This window comes from Desulfobacula toluolica Tol2 (assembly GCF_000307105.1).
Lineage (GTDB): Bacteria > Desulfobacterota > Desulfobacteria > Desulfobacterales > Desulfobacteraceae > Desulfobacula > Desulfobacula toluolica.
In genome coordinates this window covers 3868934-3887777 of sequence record NC_018645.1, presented here as the reverse complement: position 1 = coordinate 3887777, position 18844 = coordinate 3868934, and the positions used below count along the sequence as shown (strand labels likewise).

The following is an 18844-nucleotide window of genomic DNA, read 5'->3' as shown; positions in this document are numbered from 1 at the left end:
AAAATTTTACAAAAAATTACAGGGAGCAACCATGATTGAAATTAAAAAAATCAATTGGTTTTTTTATGGGCTGGCTAAATTGATAGTACGGTTCAGGTATGTGAATATCCTTTTGTTTATTATGGTTTTAGGCATTGCTTTTTCAGGGCTGTCAAAAATCAAGACCGAGGCCGGGTGGGACAGCTATATGCTTGAGAATTCCGCATTAAAAATATCCGAAGACGAGTTTAAGGATATTTTTGGAAACAGTGATTATGTGGCGGTCATGGTGGAGGTTGACGATCTTTTTACGCCTGAAATTCTGTCTAAAATAAGGGAGCTTGGCCATGAGCTCAAACAAAAGATTCCCTTTGCAGACGATATCATGTCAATAACGGATTGCGAATTTTCCATTGGAAATGAAAGCGGTATTGAGATCATAAATCTTGTTCCGGATATTATCCCCACAGATCCCGGGCAATTGGAAAAGATAAGAAGTCTTGCCCTTTCAAAAAAACTGCTTGTGGGAAAACTTATTTCAAGGGACAGCACCCAGTCCTGGATCATGTTAAGACTTCACCCCTTTCCGGACGGGTGGCGAAGTGAAACCAACCAAGGTGCTGATATGGTTGTGGGAAAAACGGCTGTTAAGATTATCGGCCAGGATAAATATCAGATACTCAATCCAAAATCGGCCGGCCTTCCGGTTCTTTCCCATGAGAAAATGAGTTTTTTCAAACATGAGATGAAAAGAACCATGGGGCTTTCACTTCTGGCATCCCTTGTTGTGCTGTCCCTGGCCCTGCGGTCTTTCAGGAGCGTTTTGATTTCCATTCTTGTTGCATTCGGCAGTGTTTTTATAACCTTTGGGATCCAGGGGCTTCTGGGTATTTCAATTGATATTGGAATGGTAGTTGTCCCGATATACCTTGGTATTGCCGTTTCCATCGGTTATTCCATCCATGTGTTTTCGTTTTTTGACAGGGAATTTGCAAAAACAGGCAAAAGAAAAGAATCCATTTATCATGCAATGAAAGAAACAGGGTGGCCCCTTCTGTTTACAGCCCTTACCACCATTGGTGCCCTTGCTTCTTTTCATTTTGTGGAAGTAAAACCTGTCAGGTGGATTGGGTCAGCAACTTCCCTGCTGGTTGCCGTGATCTTCTGCTTTGTAATTATAATGATCCCAAGCTTATTAAGCTTTGGGAAAAACAAAACGCCCCGCCCTGAAAAAAAACGTGCAAAAAGCATTAATCACAGGCTTGGAAATCTTATGGACAGCCTTGGTATAATAGTACTTGCCCGGCCCGTGGCAATAATGGCGGTTTTTGTTTTTAGCGTCCTCATATGCGGGTTTGGGCTTACGTTTCTTGAAGTCTCCTTTGATGTACGAAAAAACATGGGATTAAAAGTTCCCTATGTTGAAAGATTGGATTATGTCAGTCATTCCGAGGTGGGCTCTCTTTATTCTTATAATCTTGTCGTTGAGTTTAAGGAAAACGGCATGGCAAGGGAACCTGAAAATTTAAAGAAGCTTGATCAACTCATGCAGGAGGCTAAAGGATATAAGCTTACAAAAAGGGTGACATCCATTGTTGAGATCATAAAGGACATGAACCAGGCGTTGAACCAGGGAGATCATGAATTTTATAAAATTCCCGAAACCCGGGAAATGGTTGCCCAGATCATGCTCCTTTATGAGAACGCCGGTGGAAGAGAAGCTGAAAAATGGATTGACTATGATTATAAACGCTTAAGGTTCATGGTTGACCTGGAAGATTATAATTCCTTTGAGGCAAAAAATGAACTGTTAACCTTAAAGGCAAGTGCGCAAAAAATGTACCCAAATGCCACAATTTCCATGGCAGGTTCCATAGCCCAGTTTACAGTCATGCAGGACGTGGTTTCCTGGGGGCAGATAACTTCTTTTTTCGTAGCCATATGCGTTATCACCCTGTTGATGACCATTGTTTTCGGCAGCTTTAAAACCGGGCTTATTGCCATGATTCCCAATATTACCCCGGCCATAGCCGTTGGAGGACTCATGGGATGGGCAGGTGTTCCCCTTGATATGATGACCATTACCATTATGCCCATGCTGCTGGGCCTTGCCGTGGACGACACCATCCATTTTATCAACCATACAAAACTTGAGTATGAGCGATGCGGGGATTATCACATGAGTACAAGAAAAACCTTTACGGCCATAGGGATACCTCTGTTTCTCACCACTTTGATCATCATGGCGAATTATTCGGTTTACCTGACTTCCATCGCCAATGTTTTTGTTATCATGGGGACATTAACAATAGTGGGTATCCTGTCAGCCCTTCTAACCGATTATTTTGTTACACCGATATTGCTTGTCTGGGCAAAACCCTTTGGGAAATAGCCCGTTAAATCAACCCGATAAACAGGAGAAGAAAAATGAACAAAAAAATTACCATGTGTTTTACTTTGATTGCAGCACTTGCTTTTTCCACCAGTGTGTTTGCCCATTCGGTCTGGATCAACTCGTTTGAATCCCATGCCCACAAGTCCAGGCATGCCATGATTTCCCTGGGATGGGGGCATGCTTTGCCCATGGATGATATCCTTACATCTCCAAACGGCCGGATTGCCATTGAACAATTTGAACTGATTGATCCAAATCTTAAGAAAACAGATCTTATCAAACCGGAATTCAAGCTCAGCACGCCGGATCTTACCACAGGCAATTTTGATCTTTTTGCCGCTGACCTTGGCACCCAGAAAATCGCTTTCAAAAAAGACAGCGCCCAAGGTGTGTATCAAATCAGTGCAATGTCAAAATCCACATTTTACACCCAGTTTATTGATAAAAAAGGCAATAAACGGCTTAAACTGAAACCGAAAAACGAAGTCAAAGACATTAAAAAAGTATTAATGGCCGTTAAATATCAGGCCTTTGCCAAATCCTACCTCACGGTTGGCAAATGGACCAACCCAAAACCCCTTGGTCACGGTCTGGAAATTATTCCCCGCACTGATCTGAGCAATCTGCATATAGGTGATCTGGTTGAGGTGGATGTGCTTTTTTACGGCAAACCCCTGGATGCCAAAGCCGGGAGTATGGATTATATCACCGCCCATAGCAGCAGCTTTGGACAAAGTGACGGTTTTTCATTATTTTCTTACATTAAGAAGGGAAAAGCCCAGTTCCGTGTACTCAGTTCAGGTCAGTGGATGATCGGTGTCAGCCACAAGGAAGATGTGACCAAAGACGGTCCTCTCAAAAACCTCTACGGCAAAGCCAATCAGGTTTACCATGGTGGCAGTCTGACTTTTAACGTTAAATAGACCAGGCCTGTACGGCAGGCTGTTTTAAAGCAGCCTGCCTTGCCATGGAAGTAATATAGCTTTTCAGCAGGGCGAAATGGCAGGTGCCATGATTCGTACGGGATTTTAATTTTTTTAATTTCGCACTTTGACAACGCCCTTGAATGATATGGATCTCGATACTGCAAGGAAATGGGATAAATCGTCAAGTATTTATAATACAAGAAAAAAAGAAAAGGAACTTGTAAAAATGCAAATCATTAAAAGCAGGGGCAGGCTTTTTATAGTTTTGGCTTTGGTCTGGCTTATTTCCGCCCAGGTACAGGCACAAGATGCGGTACAGGTTGATACAATCACCATAACCGCCAACAAGATGGAAGAAAACATCCAGGATGTGGCGGGCAGCGTATCAGCCTTGAGTGAAATGCAGATAGAGGATGCGGGAATAAATTCATTTAATGATATCCACATTCATATCCCGAATTTTTCGAGCTATGCAAGCGGCAACATGGGCGGTTATGACAGCATAAGGGGACAGACCAATCTTATAACTTCTTCAAGAGCGGTCGGTATATATGTTGATGACGTGCCTGCAATTCTCTCTTCATGGACAAAGCTCACAAATCTCTATGAAACCGAGCGCATAGAGGTATTGAGGGGACCTCAGGGGAACCTGTACGGATTAAACTCCGCCGGAGGCGTTGTAAATATTATAACAAAAAAACCAGGCAACACCTTCAGGGCAAATGCTACGGCGGAATACGGAAATTATGATTTAAGATCATACAAGGCTTCGGTAAGCGGACCTGTTGTTAAAGACAAACTTTTTATGGGATTTGCAGGAAAATACAAAACAAGGGACAGCTATATTGAGGAAGAGGGCGCGGATACGCACAAGGACAACTGGATTTCAGGCAGGTTTCAGATGAGATGGGTTCCTTTGGATGAGACAAATATCCTTTTTACCTCAATTGATGAGGATAGCGATTCCGATCATGGAGTATGGGTTCCAAAGGACAGTGATCCCTTTAAAATTAAAAACATGGGACTTGATGAAAAAGGTGATACATATGGAAATATCAGGTCTCTGAGAATCAAGCATCATACACCATGGTTTGACCTTACATTAATAACGGCAAAGGTTTCCGGTGAATCTCAAAGCATTGGCGGCAAGGATTTTGTTTCCGGAGGAGCTAATCTCAAGTATGCGGTTAATGATCAGGACAGTAACAAGTGGATGCAGGAGCTCCGCCTTGCTTCAACGGATAAAGAAAATGCTTTTCAGTGGATCTTTGGAGGATTTTATCTTAAAGGGGAAGAGGATACTGACTATAATTTCCGCAAGGACACCGGAACCATGGATGCTCCCACCGGAATATATGCCGATGATATAACCGAATCTGAAATTGAAACAGACATATTCTCATTATTCGGGCAGGCAGGGTATACCTTTCAGGAAAGACTGACTATTACTGCGGGACTTCGTTATGACAGGGATAAAAAAGAGACCGACTTCCTTCACAACGTGAATGGAACGGTTATCGCAGACTATGAGGCATCCACAACCTGGGATGCTGTTTCCCCCAAGCTTGTTGTGGATTTCAGGGCGAACGATTCAATCATGACCTATGTGAGCGTTGCAAAGGGATATAAATCAGGAGGTTATTCCTCCCATATGGGAGATACACCTGAAGATGCCATGTTTGATCCTGAATATGCATGGTCATATGAGACGGGAGTGAAAACAAACTGGCTGAACAACAGGATTATTGCGAACATGTGCGGATTTTACACGACCGTGGACGATATCCAGATAATGTATACTGATCCCGACACATGGCAGATGAGTTATAAAAATGCAGCGGAAGCAACTCTCTGGGGAATTGAGCTGGAGACAATCTTCCGCCCGTTTGCCGGGCTGCAGGTTATGGCATCTTTTGGCTTGCTTGAAACGGAATTAGAAAAACATGAAATCAGGGAATATGAGGGAAACCGTGTCCCATTTGCCTCAGATTATAATGCAGGACTCGTCATACAGTACAATTCTCCATGGGGAATATACATCAGGGGCGAAGGTTCCTGGTTCGGTAAAAGTTATTTCGGCGAGGATAACAAGTACAGCCAGGAAGCCTATATGATTGCAAATTCGAAAATAGGATATGAAACTGAAAATTTTAATATCAATTTTTACATAAAAAATGCATTTGATAAAACATATTATAACTTTGTCAACTGTAGGGGTGGCGTAGAAAAAGGAATATTAGGCACTCCCCTCACATGCGGAGTTCAGGCAACGCTGAGGTTTTAAGGCCTTTGCTAAAGATTTCAAAACTCTCAATTCAATCCCGGACCATGACCGATTTTGAATGATATGGATCTTTATATTTCAAGGAAATAGCTGGAATTTCCGGATACTATAATAAAAGGGAAAAAAGAAAAGGAAAATTTGAAAAATGCAAATTCTTAAGAGGGCAGGCAGGTTTTTTATGTGCCTGGCCATGACCTGGATGATTTTTGCCCAGGCACAGGCACAAGAATCGGTACAGGTTGACTCAATCACCATAACCGCCAATAAGATGGAAGAAAATGTTCAGGATGTATCAGCCGGCATAACTGTTTTTACTGAAAAAAGCATTTCAGATTTAAGGATTGATTCAATCTCGGATGTGGCGGCCTATACACCCAATTTCATGATCTATGAAAACGGTATTTCAGGTGCAAATGCTCCGGTCATGAGGGGGATGTTTGCCGATATCCATTCCCATTCCGTATCCGCCGGCATGTATGTGGACGGGGTTCCCATTCTTGACGGCATGGCCTATGAACAGGATATGCTTGATATTGAAAGGATTGAGGTGTTAAAAGGCCCTCAGGGCACGCTATATGGTAAAAGTTCCGAGGCAGGTGTGATCAATATAGTAACAAAAAAGCCCGGCAATATTTTTACAGGCAAAATCGCAGGTGAAGCCGGTATGGACAATAAACGCAAGGCTTTAGTTTCCATGTCCGGCCCCATGAAAAAAGATAAGCTCTATTTTGGAATCTGTGCCCTTCAGGATGAAAAAGACGGCTGGGTTGAGGATAAAAATTCAGGCGAAACCGTGGATGATATACAGCGCCGGTATGGCAGCGCAAAATTGAGATACACGCCGGCTGATAATCTTGACATCGTTTTGCAAGGATCAATCCGTCAATATGATGATGAACAGGGACATATGAATTTAACTCCCATGGGAGCTGCAATGTATGGCCTTGCAGCTCCTGAAAACAGAAAGGTAACCAGTGACTTTTCAGGGGGCAATAAGAGCAAAATATCCTCACAATCCTTGAATGTTGACTGGGATGTTACTGAAAACCTTAAAATAACATCAACCACTGCCCATCGAAAGTTAAGCAAGGATATGGTGCTGGATTATGATTTTTCCCCCCAGACTTTTTTGCATTGCGTTAATAACGACTCAAATGCCAAGTTGTCCCAGGAGTTAAGGACCGGTTTTTCAAACGAGAAACTTAAGCTTGTAACAGGCTTTTATGCTGATAAAGATAAAATCGTTTCAGATTATACTTTATACTCAATCATTCCGGGCATGGCAATGGCTTCTAAAGACGAAATAAAGGGGACATCCGGTTCTGCGTTTACCCATGCCGGTTTTTTACTTGGTGAAAAACTGACGATTCTTGGCGGGCTGCGATATGATTATCAGAAAAAGGAGTATGAATCTGCCGGATATTCAATTGATAATAACTGGGATGAAATTTCTCCCAAAATCGGGGTGGAATATAAAATTAAACCTACAATAATAACCTATGCCGGCATTTCAAAAGGCTATCTTTCCGGCGGGTTTAATCCTTATGCCCATGAACAGGCGTATCTGTCCTATGATGAAGAAAAACTGTGGTCCTATGAAATTGGTGCAAAAAGCAGTTTTTTTGACAACAGGCTTATTTTGAATGCTGCTGTTTATTATATGGATATTGATGATTTGCAGGTACATGAAATGATTGATTCTGCACGATCCTATACAACCAATGCTGCCAGGGCAACAGGAAAGGGCTTTGAGCTTGAACTTACCGCCATGCCTGTACGGGGACTGAGTTTCATGGCAGGAGTTGGCTTAAGTGATGTTGAGTTTGATGAGTTTAAAGATGCAGCAGGAAATTACAAAGGCAATAAGAAACCCTATGCCCCGGAATATAGCTTTAATGTGGGCGTTCAGTACAGGAGCGTCACAGGGTTTTATTGCAGGGCTGATATAACGGGATATGGGGATATGTATACGGATAAGAAGAACGAGTTTAAAAGAGATGCCTACGAGCTTGTCAATGCAAAGATCGGCTATGAAACAGAGAAATTTGATGTGTATATTTACGGGAAAAATATATTTGATAAAGCATATGATTCCGTCTATGGAGATGGGTTCTATGTAAATTACAGCAAACCTGCCGAAGCCGGAGTGACAATCACATACAGGTTCTAAAAAAAGGTGAATTCATGAAATTAATACGCACACAGATCAAGAAGGGTTTGGCCATTTGCCTGGTACTGCTGGCTGTTTCCGGCATTTGCCATGGAGAGGAAGAATAATACAGGCTTGAGTCCGTCACCGTTACGGCAGACAAAAGAAAAGAAAATATCCGGGATGTCCCGTCGGCCATCACGGCATTTACCGAAACGGATCTTGAGGATGCCGATATCGTAGATATCAAGGCTGTTACAGACATGATCCCCAATATGATGATCGATTCCGGAATAGGAGGCAATAATAATGTTATTTTCCGGGGGATTGGTTCCAGCATGTTTACCGGCAAAAATCCTGTTGTCCTTTATGTGGACGGTGTTCCCTTTGATCAGGTCTCCCATTATGGCGCGGACCTTGTCAATATTGAACGGGTGGAGGTGCTTCGCGGTCCCCAGGGCACCCTGTACGGGAAAAATGCCATTGGCGGTGCCATTAATGTCGTCTCCAAAAAAACCGGCAATACCATGGAATCAAAGGCAAGCATACAGGCGGGCTCGAATGAAACCTATGGTGTCAAAGGTTTTATTAACGGACCCCTTATAAAAGATGAATTGTTTTTCGGTCTGTCTGCCAATTATAATGAATCAAGGGGCTTCATGAAAAATGAAGCTCCGGGCCAGGATTATTTTGATGCCAAAGAAAATAAAAATGCCAAGGCCCGGCTTCGATGGCTGCCGACAGATCAATTTGAGGTTAATTTCCATGCCGGTATTGATCAGTTAAGAAACGGTTCCGACACAAGCATTGCCCCGGGTCCACTCAGGTACCATGAAAAAAGAAATCCGCATTCAGTCCCTGGAAAACAGCGGGCGATTAAAATGGATGGTGGGACTCTACTATTCCTTTGAAGAACAGGATTATCATGATTTTTCTATAACCTATGATACCATGGCGTTTGGCCATAACACCAAATATAACTGGCCCGGGAACAGGAGTACAAAGACCATGGCGGCCTTTGGGCAGGTGACCGTCCCCATTGCCGGTTCCCTTGATTTTACAGCAGGACTCCGGTGCGAAAGGGTTAACAAGGAACTTGACTACCGGCATTATGATACCCGCACCGATACGGGAGAACGGCTTTCCTCCGTGGAATGGAGCCGGGAAGAAGACTGGGATGCCCTGCTGCCCAAAGCTGTTTTGTCCTGGCGTATGAACAAGGATGCCATGACCTATTTCAGCGTATCCCAGGGGGATCTGGCCGGTGGTCTTAATGCAAACGGGGATGATAAAGAGACTGCCAAATTTGATGAGCAGACATCCTTGAATTATGAAATCGGTGCCAAGACGGCCTTTCTTGACAACCGGCTGTTTTTCAATGCCGCCAAAGCCCACAGCCAGGGCATTGAGCTGGAATTAAAAGCAAGACCTTTGCAAGGCCTTGATATTTCCACGGCTTTTGGATGGACGGATGCCGAGTTTGATGAATACAAAAATTATACCGGGAAAACCCCAAAGCAGATGCCTGCCTATACCTTTAATCTTGGCATCCAGTACAGGGTTCCCTGTGGATTTTTTGTGCGGGGTGAGATGGAAGGACTTGGCAGAACCTATTATGATGAAGCCAACACAATCAAGCAGGATGCCTTTCAATTGTATCATGCCAAAATCGGTTATGAAGCATCAAATTGGGATGTCTACCTTTATTGCAATAACCTGCTGGACAAAGAGTATTTTTCTTCCATGTCCTTCGGCAGATTCTCCGTTGCCGAGCCGCGTACCTTTGGTGTTTTTGCTTCTGTCCGGTTTTAGTTATCTGGGCTTGGTCATGGAAGAAGATGTGTTGCCCCGGGCTCTGCTTGCGGCCGGTTTCGTCTCAGTGCGTACCAGAATGCTGTACGGGCGGTTATACGGTGGTTTCTGCAGTTGGTACAAAATAGGATATATGTAAAAAAAATAAATTTGTCTTGACATAATTAATTTAGGCTTTTATTGTTAGGCAAAGCTAAACTTTCTATCTTAAAAAGAATAAATATTGAATTAAAATATTGAATTAAAATATGGAGAAAATATGAATAACGCATTGATCGTCTACGGTTCTACCACCGGCAATACTGAATTCACAGCAGAAACCATCAAGGAATATTTTGAAAAAAATGATTATAGTGTGACAGTATTGAATGTCACTGATACGGGTGTGGATGAGTTGAAAAAGGAATATGACCTTTACCTCCTGGGATGCTCTACCTGGGGAGATGATGAAATTGAACTTCAGGAGGATTTTACAGGATTTTATGAAAATTTGAATAAAGGCCTTTCCCTTGAGGGAAAGAATTTCGCAATGTTCGGGTGTGGTGATTCTTCCTATGAATATTTTTGCGGGGCAGTGGATATGATTGCTGACAAAGTGGATGCGTTGGGGGGAACTCTTGTGTTTGACGCTTTAAAAATTGACGGTGACCCTGAAGAAGACGAAATTTACGAATGGACCCGGGGCGTGATCAATGCAGTATAATGGCCGAAAGACCGATAAGGAAGGGATTTCTTCCAAGACATTAAAGTATCTGCTCAAGCTTATTGGCAATTTGAGTCGCACGGGTATGGAAGCCGGGAATAACGGTGATTTTGACACTGCATTCCTGAATATAACAGAGGCTCTTGATCATACCAGGGCCCTGGATAAAAAATGCCTGGAGGCCAAGTTGCTCAATAATCTGGGGATTTTGTATACAATGCAGGGAGCATGGGACACGGCTTTGTTGAATTATGATGAATCCCTTGATATTGTGGTGAAGTATTATGGAAACACAAACTTTTTATATAGAACCCTTCAGAAAAATATCCAATACCTTTTGATCCCTATGTAGTAAATCCTGGAATTAGGGGCTTAGAAAAAATTAAGAACACCAAAAAAGCCATGTTTCAATTGGCAAAAATGATTGAGTGTGTGAAAAATGGATTGGTGATACCCCCTGTTATTAAAATTTGATATTGGTGCGTTTTATTTTTTATAGATCCCTTAAACGGTTTTAACGGAGAAAACAATATTATTATTTTGAGGGATGCAAACGGATATCCCCAACCAATTTTATATTGGTTGGGGATATTTTTTGAATCAACCGATGCTATCCGTCGGCATTTCTTAAAATTTTCTTTTTTGTATATGGCTGGTTGCTTTCGACAAGATGCTGCATTATTGTATCCATATCAAATTAGGGACTTTATACCATCAGGACATAGCACATACAAATTTTTTTCTACTTTTGGTACGTTTTTTTTTGTGTTTGACTGATTTTAGGCACCGGCTCGTATCATTGAAAGATTGCAAAACCAAAAGCGACATATCCCCATAAATGGAGTAACGATATTTGGCAGTAGTTGGAGACGTTTTACAAGACTGTTAATTTTGCTTGACAAGACAGAAACTCCTGTCCTATGGTCCGTATGGCAGATTTAACAGATACTTTTGCCAGGGGGAACCAGATTTAGCCCAGGCTTTATTAAAACCAGACAGGTCATATGGAAAACAAGGCAGATATCATAAAAAAAGTTATTCAAGCTTTTAGAAGCGCCGCAGTAAAATACTGCCGGGGAGAAGAGCTCCCCATCCGGGTAAATACGGATGTCACTGCTTCCACAAGGGAAGTGCATATGATCCAGGCCATAGGGGATAATGAACAACTTGGTGTGACTGAACTGGCACGTTTGTTTGGTACCTCAAAAAGTGCAGCTTCCCAGCTGGTTTCCAGGCTTTCAAAAAAAGGCTTTTTAAAAAAGAAGTCTTCGAGAAAAAATAACAAGGAAGTCCGTCTGGTGCTAACGGATTTGGGATGGGAAGCGTATAAGACTCATGAGCAATACCATTCAAAAGACATGGATTATCTTGTTGGAAAGATGGAAACTTTTTCCATGTCGCAAATTGCCATGTTTTTGGTGATGCTTGAAAGTCTGGATGATATCATGGAACAGCGGATTGAAGAGTAATGAAAAAATAATATTCTATTTGGTTAAGTACATTAAATATTCTATGCAAAGAGGCTGATAGTATTGTTTGCCCCGGTGCTGAAGGGGGGACACGCCCGGGTGTCCGGGCGGCTTTTTTTAGAACCGATAAGCAAGGGTCAGACCGATGGTCATGGGTTCCCCATCCTCGGCAAATCCTTTGCCGGCATTTTCAAATAACACATGATGACGGTCCAGCAAATTTTTTGACCAAAGGTAGATATCCATGTGCCTGCCTTCAATACCAATCTTTGCATTCACCAAGCAGTAGGGCTTTTCCTCAACTGTGTTGGCATCGTCAAAATACCGTTTTCCATACCCGGCAAAATCCATACGTCCAAGAAAGTCCCATTGCCCCCTCAAGGGACACCGGTATTGAATCCCCATATTCACGGAATATTCCGGTACTCCAAAAACCTTGTTTCCAGCGTAATTTGTTCCTAAACTTGTGTCTTCATAATTGTCATATTCTGCTTCCAGAACAGTAAGACCGGCATTGAAATCAAGTCCCGGAAAGGGTGTGTAGCTGATTTCAGCCTCAATGCCGAGGCGGTGGGATTCACCGGCATTAACGATGTAAGACGTATTAAGGCTTGTGTCAAACATGGCAATCTGCTCGTCTTCTATGTCGATGTAAAATCCAGATAGGTTCATGATCAGTTTTTTGTCCAGGAAGCTGAGTTTGGTACCGACCTCATAGAGCCGGCTGGTTTCCTCTTCATAGGCGGTACTGCCCGAAGGTGCAAGCGTATTAAATCCTCCGCTACGATGTCCTCCAGAGAACGTGGTGTAGACCATGTGGTTGCCGGTCACATGCCACCCCAGGCTGATCTTGGGCAGCAGGGCGTCAAAATTATTGGAAGCCGAGGGGTATGCCCGGATGGATACGCTGCTGCCGTCATCCGGGGAATCCTTCTGACATTTTAGTATTTCTGCATCTTCATACTCATAACGGACTCCAAGGGTTGCATCGAATTTTTTAAAAAAGGTATAAGTTCCCTGGCCAAACAGTGCCGCCCCTTCATTGGTGCCGTCGGAAACGATCAGCCGGTTCCCGGTGCCGGCTCCGAAAGGATTATTGGGGTTACCTGCCATTGCAGACCTATAATATGTGGTTGAATGATTTTTAGACTCGTTTTTAAAGAAATAAAGACCGGCCAGCCAGTTAAACACAGATTCGGACTCCGGAGATGCCAGGCGAAATTCCTGGCTGAAATTTTTTTCATCCTGAATATAATTCATACGGGTCATATCCAGAGGACTGAAATCCGCATCAATGAATTCATCAACTGTAAAGTCCCGGTATCCGGTGGAAGATGTCAAGGTACCCAGGGTCAGGGTGTAGTCCACATTCAGGGATAAGCCCCAGAAATCTGTCTCAGCGGTTCCTTCAAAATCATGGGAATAGTGGTAGTTATTGTCAGCCGGGAAAATACCATTTTTAACAAATAAATTCCTGGAAGTCCTGCGAAAGGGAAAAACCCCTTCATCATAAGTCTGTCCGTCCAGGCTCAGCAATATATCCAGGACATCCGATGGCAGAAATCTCAGTTTCAAGCGGCCGGCACCCCCTTCTGTATGCCGGCCCTCTTCCCCGTCTGCATCTGTGTCGTTTTCCATATAGCCGTCACGTTTTTCTACCAGGCCTGACAGTCCGAAAAAAAGTTTGTCTTTCAGTATGGGGACTCTTAAAAAACCTTTGAACTGGGTCAGGTCATCACTCCCCACGGTCACGCCCATCTCGCTTTGGGCTTCATTGTCCGGCTTCCGGGTGTGGACATTGATGACACCAGCCATGGCATTCCTACCGTACAGGGTTCCCTGGGGTCCTTTTAGAATCTCAATACGCTCAACATCAAAAAGCGGGAAATCAAACATATAGGATTTTGAATAATTCACCCCGTCAACATAGTAGCCTATGGCTGGCTCCCCGGAGTGAATACTTTTGATGCCGCGCATAAACGTGAGGCTGTGGCGGCGGCTTCCGAAATTGTGAAATTCAAGGCCGGGCACATGGGCGGAAAGGCTTTCCATGTCATCAATTTGAGCATCTTCAATAAGGGTGTCGTTTAATACCGTAATGCTGTCCGGAACATCCTGAAGATCCTGGGTTCTTTTCTGTGCCGTTACAACAATGGACTGGCTTATTTTATTCGTATAAGAATCAGTCTCATCTGCAAAGAGAGGCTGATCAACCCAAAGCGCCAGAAAAAATGTGAGAAAAAAGAAGAAATTTAAATATTTCTTTGTCATGGTTCAAATTCCTTTTGTTTTAATTTGTATGCATTATATCCAGCAAATGACCAATGGTTGTTCTGTTTTTTCGGGCTACCTCCATCAAAGGTTGTTTGGGTGAATCCACGATAATATTGTTATCTTGCAGCTGCTTGAATGCTGCCTTGGTATTCCAGCCCATATAGGCTGCAATAACGGCAACAGGATAGTCGCTTGACCTACCGTAAGGGGGGGAACTGTATTTTTGGACAAGGTTCATTTTCAGTCCCCTTGCAACTCCCATGATTTGCTTCATGGGAGTTGCATTATGGTATGAACCGGTACAAACAAACAGGGTTAAAACCAAAGACAGGAAAACGGGAATATAGCTGCTGACCGGGGGCTGTTTTTTTTTGCGTTTCATATAAGAGATCAGCAGTCTCCAGTTATGGTAGACATGTATCAGCATGGCGATGCAGAAAAGGATACCACCGTTCAGGTGCATTGCGCCCCAATGGTGCTTTGATAATCCCCAAAAACTCCAGGGGGAAAAATGACCGACATGGGATGGCGGCCCGATGTACAGAACAATGCTGGAAACCAGCAGCGTAAGGCCTGAAAAGGCAAGGGTTAATGATGTTATTCTTTTAATCATTTCAATAGTCTCCATATAGTTAAGTATATTAACAAATTGTCAAACAGCATTTATCTATATCTCAAAAATTAAAAAGTCAAGTCTTTTTCATGCATACCTTTATTTGTTAGATATGAATAACTATTTATATGTATTTATAAATATATTTACTGTGCTGTCTTTGTTTGAGGCTCCTGTATTGATGAGGTCGTTTTAAAAAAAGCTGCCAACGGCAGATCGAAAGAGTTCAGAAAGACTATGAGTAACTGGAACTATAGGGAGCTTTTGAAATTATCCAGAAACTCACTGAAAATAAACGTGTTGTGTTTAGAGGTATAAGCCCCTATAAAACGAGTCAAATTTATCGGTTTGTAATCAGGGGTTGATCATAACTTCGGCCACTTTGTGCCAATTTTTTCAAAAATAAGAATTAAACACTGTAATTACAGATCGTTGAAAGTGATACAAATTAAGTTTCTGTGATAGATGGCCCATCTTATGATCAAGCCCGATATTCTCAACCCAATTCTATAATTTGGTTGGGGATTTTTTTTGAATCAAGCGATGCAGTTGGCTGATATTTTTTGACGTTTTATTAAATTTTTTCATGTCAAATACACGATTCCGCTAAAAAAATAAACAGAGTCGTTATCGGCCTTGCAAAATTTATGGTTTGTTCGTTTTATAAATCAGGAAGTGGTTATGAAACTGCATTCAATTTTTTATTGGGATGATTATAACACAGATTCTTTTTAAGAAATTAAATTTAAAACAAGGAGCTTTGATGAATAAGTTTGAAAGTCAAAAAAAAAACAGATCAACATGTTATATTGAAAAGCACGGTATTTATAGTTGTTTGCCTGCTGTTTTCTTTTAATGCCTATGGACATTCTCTTTACATACAGTCCAGTCGTTATAAGGTACATGAAGGAAAACGGTCGCCTCTGTTTTTTTGCTATGGTCATCATATTCCCGTTGATGACGGTGTAAAAGGAAAAAAACTCAAATATATCAAGATACAGTCTCCCGGAGCCGCTGTTCAGGAACTAGAAATACGAAACGAGACCTGCTTGCATTCATATATGGTTAATTACAGCACTCCCGGCACCTATGTGCTGTCGGCTGAAACCACTCCCGGTTATTACACCGTCTACATTGATAAAAAAGGGCGTGAGCGTCATACCATCAAGCCTAAAAGCGCTGTTATCAAAAATGCTCAGAAAATTATAAAAAGCCTTTACAGTAAACAGTACACAAAAACATATGTGGTGTGTGATACTCCTTCCAGTAATTTTCCATCCCATGTCGGACTGAATCTGGAACTTGTGCCGGTCAAGGATATTTCAACATTGAAATCCGGAGAAACCTTGGAATTAATCGTCTATTACAAAGGGAAACCATATAAAGGAGAAGGAACCTGGGATGCCACTTTTAACGGATTTTCAACTGAATCCGAAGATAATTTTTATCCGAAAACCAGAGTATCAGGCAGTGATAGAATAAAAATTCCCATTCCTAATGCGGGAAGGTGGTTTGTTCGATATTTTATTAAAATTGATGCCAAGGGTGAAGAACTGGAAAAGTTTTCTCAAATGAAATATACAGCCTCTCTGGTATTTCAGATACCCAATAAGAAAAAAGAAGCCAACCTTTAAATGACGACCGTGGCAGATCAAGCTACCACAACTAAAAATTAAAGAGTTCTGATTCTTAAGAGATTGAAAGTTCTTTCATATAAAAAAAATCAAAAAGGATTACATCATGAAAAAATTGATGCCGACATATTTTCCTGAACAAAATTACCATAAACTGCCCTATCTTGCAGTTCGCTGGGAAGCGGTTAAAACCGCTTTGCAGTTGGGTATTTTTGATCACTTGCTTGAGCCGAAAAATGCTTCTGATCTTGCGGCACTGATTGAGGGGGACCCAAAGAATACCGAATACCTGCTCAACGCATTGACCGCACTGGGGTATTTGCATAAAAAAGACGGCTGTTTTTGCAACAGCGAGCAAACAGAACGTTTTCTTACCAGCCGGGGAGAAACCGGCCTGGCAGAACATTTGCTGACCTGCGACCAGTGGAATGAACCCGTTCTTAACGGACAGATGCTTAATCTGATCAGGGAGGGGGCGCCTGCAACCAGGGATATGGTATCTGAACAGGTTTGGGCGGATTCTGCCCGCAAATCAATTAATAGCATCCGTTGCGGCAGAGCCCAGAAAATCGCACGGTTACTTTCTACCTTTCCTGATTTTGACCGGTGGCAAAAGGTTCTTGATCTGGGTGCCGGACCGGGGCTTATAGGAATTGCTGTTGCCGCCGCTCACGTTAGTTTGCAGTGCCATCTTTTTGACCGTCCCACAGTGGTCAATGTAGCACAGGATATGATTGAGGAATATGGTATGGAAGACCGTGTGAAAACCATCAGTGGTGATTATTCTGTCGATCCATTAGGGGAAGGTTATGATGCTATTATCGCAAGCTATACCCTAAATTTTTACAATGAGGCCAAAAAATTAGCCCTGATTATGGAAAAATGTTTTGCGGCATTAAATTCAGGTGGTTGCCTGATTATATTTTCAGGTGGTTTGAGTGCGGAAAAAACCCAACCGGCTGATCTGATTGTCAGCTGGCTGTCCAGCTCTTTAATGGGACAAGAGTTTTCCTTTGAAGAAAATGTGTTGCCCCAGGCCATGCTTTCAGCCGGTTTTGCCTCAGTGCGTACCAAAGCGCTGAATGATCAGCTTATTGCACCATATGGGATGGCTGAATTTCATGTTGCCCGTAAGTTGTAATATGCAGGCAAGTCAGCAATTGCCGGTTGAATGGATTATAGATATCGTTTCTATATGAAACTTTTCAAAACACAGAAAGCAATTTTTAAATTTTGTTGCAGGTAAATCTGGAAGAAATATCAGGTTTGCCTGTGACTGCAATAAGGAGATTCAAGCATTGATTTGTTTTAAAAAAAAGATGGTTCTGACAGTTACAGCAATTGCTGTTTTTTTTGCTATAACCGCCTCGGTTTTGTTTGCTCATACATTGTACATGAATGTTCTTGATAATGAGGATGGAACTGTAACCGTTGAAGGAATGTTTTCCACGGGAAGTGAAGCTTCCGGTCTCCCCCTTTACCTGGAGGATACAAAAGGTGAAGTGATTAAAAAATTAAAAATGGATGAGTCAGGAGAAATAACCTTTAAGGCGCCTGATGTCCCATATATGATTTTTCTGGACGGAGGCCCCGGGCATACGCTTCGCGAAGAAGGGCCGTTAAACCAATAATGCTGTTGGCCACAGTATCAAATCAACTCAAACAGGAGAAAAAAATGAATAAAAAATCTATCATGTGTTTTACTTTAATTGCAGCTTTGATTTTTTCCACCAATGTATTTGCCCATTCTTTGTGGGTGAATCTTAACGAGTCGTTTTCACATCCTCCTGGACATGTCATTTCTTCATTGGGATGGGGACATTCCGTGCCCATGGATGATTTTCTCATGTCAAAGGGGGGAGCTGTAACCATTGAACGTTATGATCTGGTGGGGCCGGATAATAGCAAAACAGCCATGCCTCTGCCTGTAATCAAACAAGAAAAAGTATTTGAATCCAAAACCGGTATGAATATTGTAACCGGCGATTTGGGTCTTAGAAAGATATCTCTTACAGAGGATACACAACCCGGCACCTATCAAGTGATTGCAGAATCAAAAGCCACTTTTTTTACCGGGTATGTTGATAAAAATGGAAAAGTTAAAATGACAACAAAACCCATGGATAAAATCAAGGGAGCAAAGAAATTTAATTACAGCACAAGATATAAAGCTGTGGCTAAATCATACATGGGGATTAAAAAATGGACCCAGCCAATGCCGGCAGGCCATGAACTCGAACTGATGCCCACATGTGATTTAAGCAATGTCCGTGCCGGTGGTATTGTGAGTTTTGAAGCAAGCCTTAATGGTAAAAAATTAAATTGTGACATGGATGGGATGAATTATCTTCTTGCCAAAAGCAATACTTATGGGGTTCCAGACGGGTTTATGCTCAGTGCCTATATCATGGATGGAAAGGCCCGGGTCAGAATTCCCACAGCAGGGGAATGGGTTGTCATTGTCATGGTTCAAAAAGAGGTGACACCGGAAAATGAACTAAAAGACCTTGTTGGAAAATGCACAATGGTTCATTACGGAGCAACCGTCAGTATGAATGTGAAACCTTGATTGAGCCGGAGTTCTGATGTCGGATTACAACGGCAGA

General features: G+C 42.4%; 15 protein-coding genes. 13 read left to right on the top strand and 2 right to left on the bottom strand.

All coding sequences use genetic code 11. The annotated features are described in order from the left end of the window. The first annotated feature begins 31 nt into the window (after positions 1-31). The 9 genes from TOL2_RS17675 to TOL2_RS17630 all read left to right on the top strand — a co-directional run bounded on the left by TOL2_RS17675 (position 32) and on the right by TOL2_RS17630 (position 11717). A complete protein-coding gene (locus TOL2_RS17675) occupies positions 32-2371 on the top strand; it encodes an efflux RND transporter permease subunit (RefSeq protein WP_014958659.1) in 2340 nt (779 codons plus the stop codon). 35 nt (positions 2372-2406) lie between these two features. After that, on the top strand, positions 2407-3297 hold the full coding sequence (locus TOL2_RS17670; protein ID WP_014958658.1) for a DUF4198 domain-containing protein: 891 nt from the start codon (positions 2407-2409) through the stop codon (positions 3295-3297). Positions 3298-3526: 229 nt separating this feature from the next. Then, positions 3527-5584: a TonB-dependent receptor gene (locus tag TOL2_RS17665; RefSeq protein ID WP_232507965.1), complete on the top strand. Its 2058-nt coding sequence runs from the start codon at positions 3527-3529 to the stop codon at positions 5582-5584. Between the two features lie 145 nt (positions 5585-5729). After that, entirely contained in the window at positions 5730-7754 is a 2025-nt protein-coding gene (locus TOL2_RS17660; RefSeq protein WP_014958656.1) for a TonB-dependent receptor, read from the top strand. A gap of 155 nt (positions 7755-7909) precedes the next feature. Continuing rightward, on the top strand, positions 7910-8644 hold the full coding sequence (locus tag TOL2_RS25815) for a TonB-dependent receptor plug domain-containing protein (RefSeq protein ID WP_083863757.1): 735 nt from the start codon (positions 7910-7912) through the stop codon (positions 8642-8644). Continuing rightward, positions 8565-9545: a TonB-dependent receptor gene (locus TOL2_RS17645; protein WP_083863754.1), complete on the top strand. Its 981-nt coding sequence runs from the start codon at positions 8565-8567 to the stop codon at positions 9543-9545. Before TOL2_RS25815 ends, TOL2_RS17645 begins: the two co-directional genes overlap by 80 nt. 259 nt (positions 9546-9804) lie before the next feature. Beyond that, on the top strand, positions 9805-10248 hold the full coding sequence (locus tag TOL2_RS17640; RefSeq protein WP_014958652.1) for a flavodoxin: 444 nt from the start codon (positions 9805-9807) through the stop codon (positions 10246-10248). Further along, a complete protein-coding gene (locus tag TOL2_RS17635; RefSeq protein ID WP_051012452.1) occupies positions 10238-10600 on the top strand; it encodes a hypothetical protein in 363 nt (120 codons plus the stop codon). Before TOL2_RS17640 ends, TOL2_RS17635 begins: the two co-directional genes overlap by 11 nt. Before the next feature lie 652 nt (positions 10601-11252). After that, complete coding sequence (locus tag TOL2_RS17630; protein ID WP_014958650.1) at positions 11253-11717, top strand: MarR family winged helix-turn-helix transcriptional regulator; 465 nt, start codon at positions 11253-11255, stop codon at positions 11715-11717. A gap of 117 nt (positions 11718-11834) precedes the next feature. On the opposite strand, the gene TOL2_RS17625 is transcribed toward TOL2_RS17630, so the two are convergent. Next, complete coding sequence (locus TOL2_RS17625; protein WP_014958649.1) at positions 11835-13988, bottom strand: TonB-dependent receptor; 2154 nt, start codon at positions 13986-13988, stop codon at positions 11835-11837. 19 nt (positions 13989-14007) lie between these two features. Continuing rightward, positions 14008-14604, bottom strand: a complete 597-nt coding sequence (locus tag TOL2_RS17620) for a DUF4405 domain-containing protein (RefSeq protein ID WP_014958648.1) — start codon at positions 14602-14604, stop codon at positions 14008-14010. 773 nt (positions 14605-15377) lie between these two features. Between TOL2_RS17620 and TOL2_RS17615 the strand changes: the two genes are divergently transcribed. From TOL2_RS17615 to TOL2_RS17600, 4 genes are all read left to right on the top strand, one after another. Then, on the top strand, positions 15378-16238 hold the full coding sequence (locus TOL2_RS17615; protein ID WP_014958647.1) for a DUF4198 domain-containing protein: 861 nt from the start codon (positions 15378-15380) through the stop codon (positions 16236-16238). A 106-nt stretch (positions 16239-16344) separates the two neighbouring features. Beyond that, positions 16345-17379 (top strand): class I SAM-dependent methyltransferase, encoded by a 1035-nt coding sequence (locus TOL2_RS17610; RefSeq protein ID WP_014958646.1) that lies wholly within the window; start codon positions 16345-16347, stop codon positions 17377-17379. Between the two features lie 157 nt (positions 17380-17536). Then, the gene (locus TOL2_RS17605) at positions 17537-17869 is read left to right on the top strand and encodes a hypothetical protein (protein ID WP_014958645.1); all 333 of its coding nucleotides are present in this window, start codon (positions 17537-17539) and stop codon (positions 17867-17869) included. Between the two features lie 44 nt (positions 17870-17913). Continuing rightward, positions 17914-18807 (top strand): DUF4198 domain-containing protein, encoded by an 894-nt coding sequence (locus TOL2_RS17600; RefSeq protein WP_041279599.1) that lies wholly within the window; start codon positions 17914-17916, stop codon positions 18805-18807. The last annotated feature ends 37 nt before the right edge of the window (positions 18808-18844 follow it).

Bases quoted from the DNA above. Each gene is read 5' to 3' on its own strand.
- TOL2_RS17670 (WP_014958658.1), top strand. From the start codon at position 2,407: ATGAACAAAAAAATTACCATGTGTTTTACTTTGATTGCAGCACTTGCT.
- TOL2_RS17640 (WP_014958652.1), top strand. From the start codon at position 9,805: ATGAATAACGCATTGATCGTCTACGGTTCTACCACCGGCAATACTGAA.
- TOL2_RS17665 (WP_232507965.1), top strand. From the start codon at position 3,527: ATGCAAATCATTAAAAGCAGGGGCAGGCTTTTTATAGTTTTGGCTTTG.
- TOL2_RS17660 (WP_014958656.1), top strand. From the start codon at position 5,730: ATGCAAATTCTTAAGAGGGCAGGCAGGTTTTTTATGTGCCTGGCCATG.
- TOL2_RS17625 (WP_014958649.1), bottom strand. From the start codon at position 13,988: ATGACAAAGAAATATTTAAATTTCTTCTTTTTTCTCACATTTTTTCTG.
- TOL2_RS17675 (WP_014958659.1), top strand. From the start codon at position 32: ATGATTGAAATTAAAAAAATCAATTGGTTTTTTTATGGGCTGGCTAAA.
- TOL2_RS17645 (WP_083863754.1), top strand. From the start codon at position 8,565: ATGAAAAAAGAAATCCGCATTCAGTCCCTGGAAAACAGCGGGCGATTA.
- TOL2_RS17635 (WP_051012452.1), top strand. From the start codon at position 10,238: ATGCAGTATAATGGCCGAAAGACCGATAAGGAAGGGATTTCTTCCAAG.
- TOL2_RS17630 (WP_014958650.1), top strand. From the start codon at position 11,253: ATGGAAAACAAGGCAGATATCATAAAAAAAGTTATTCAAGCTTTTAGA.
- TOL2_RS17610 (WP_014958646.1), top strand. From the start codon at position 16,345: ATGAAAAAATTGATGCCGACATATTTTCCTGAACAAAATTACCATAAA.
- TOL2_RS17620 (WP_014958648.1), bottom strand. From the start codon at position 14,604: ATGATTAAAAGAATAACATCATTAACCCTTGCCTTTTCAGGCCTTACG.
- TOL2_RS17600 (WP_041279599.1), top strand. From the start codon at position 17,914: ATGAATAAAAAATCTATCATGTGTTTTACTTTAATTGCAGCTTTGATT.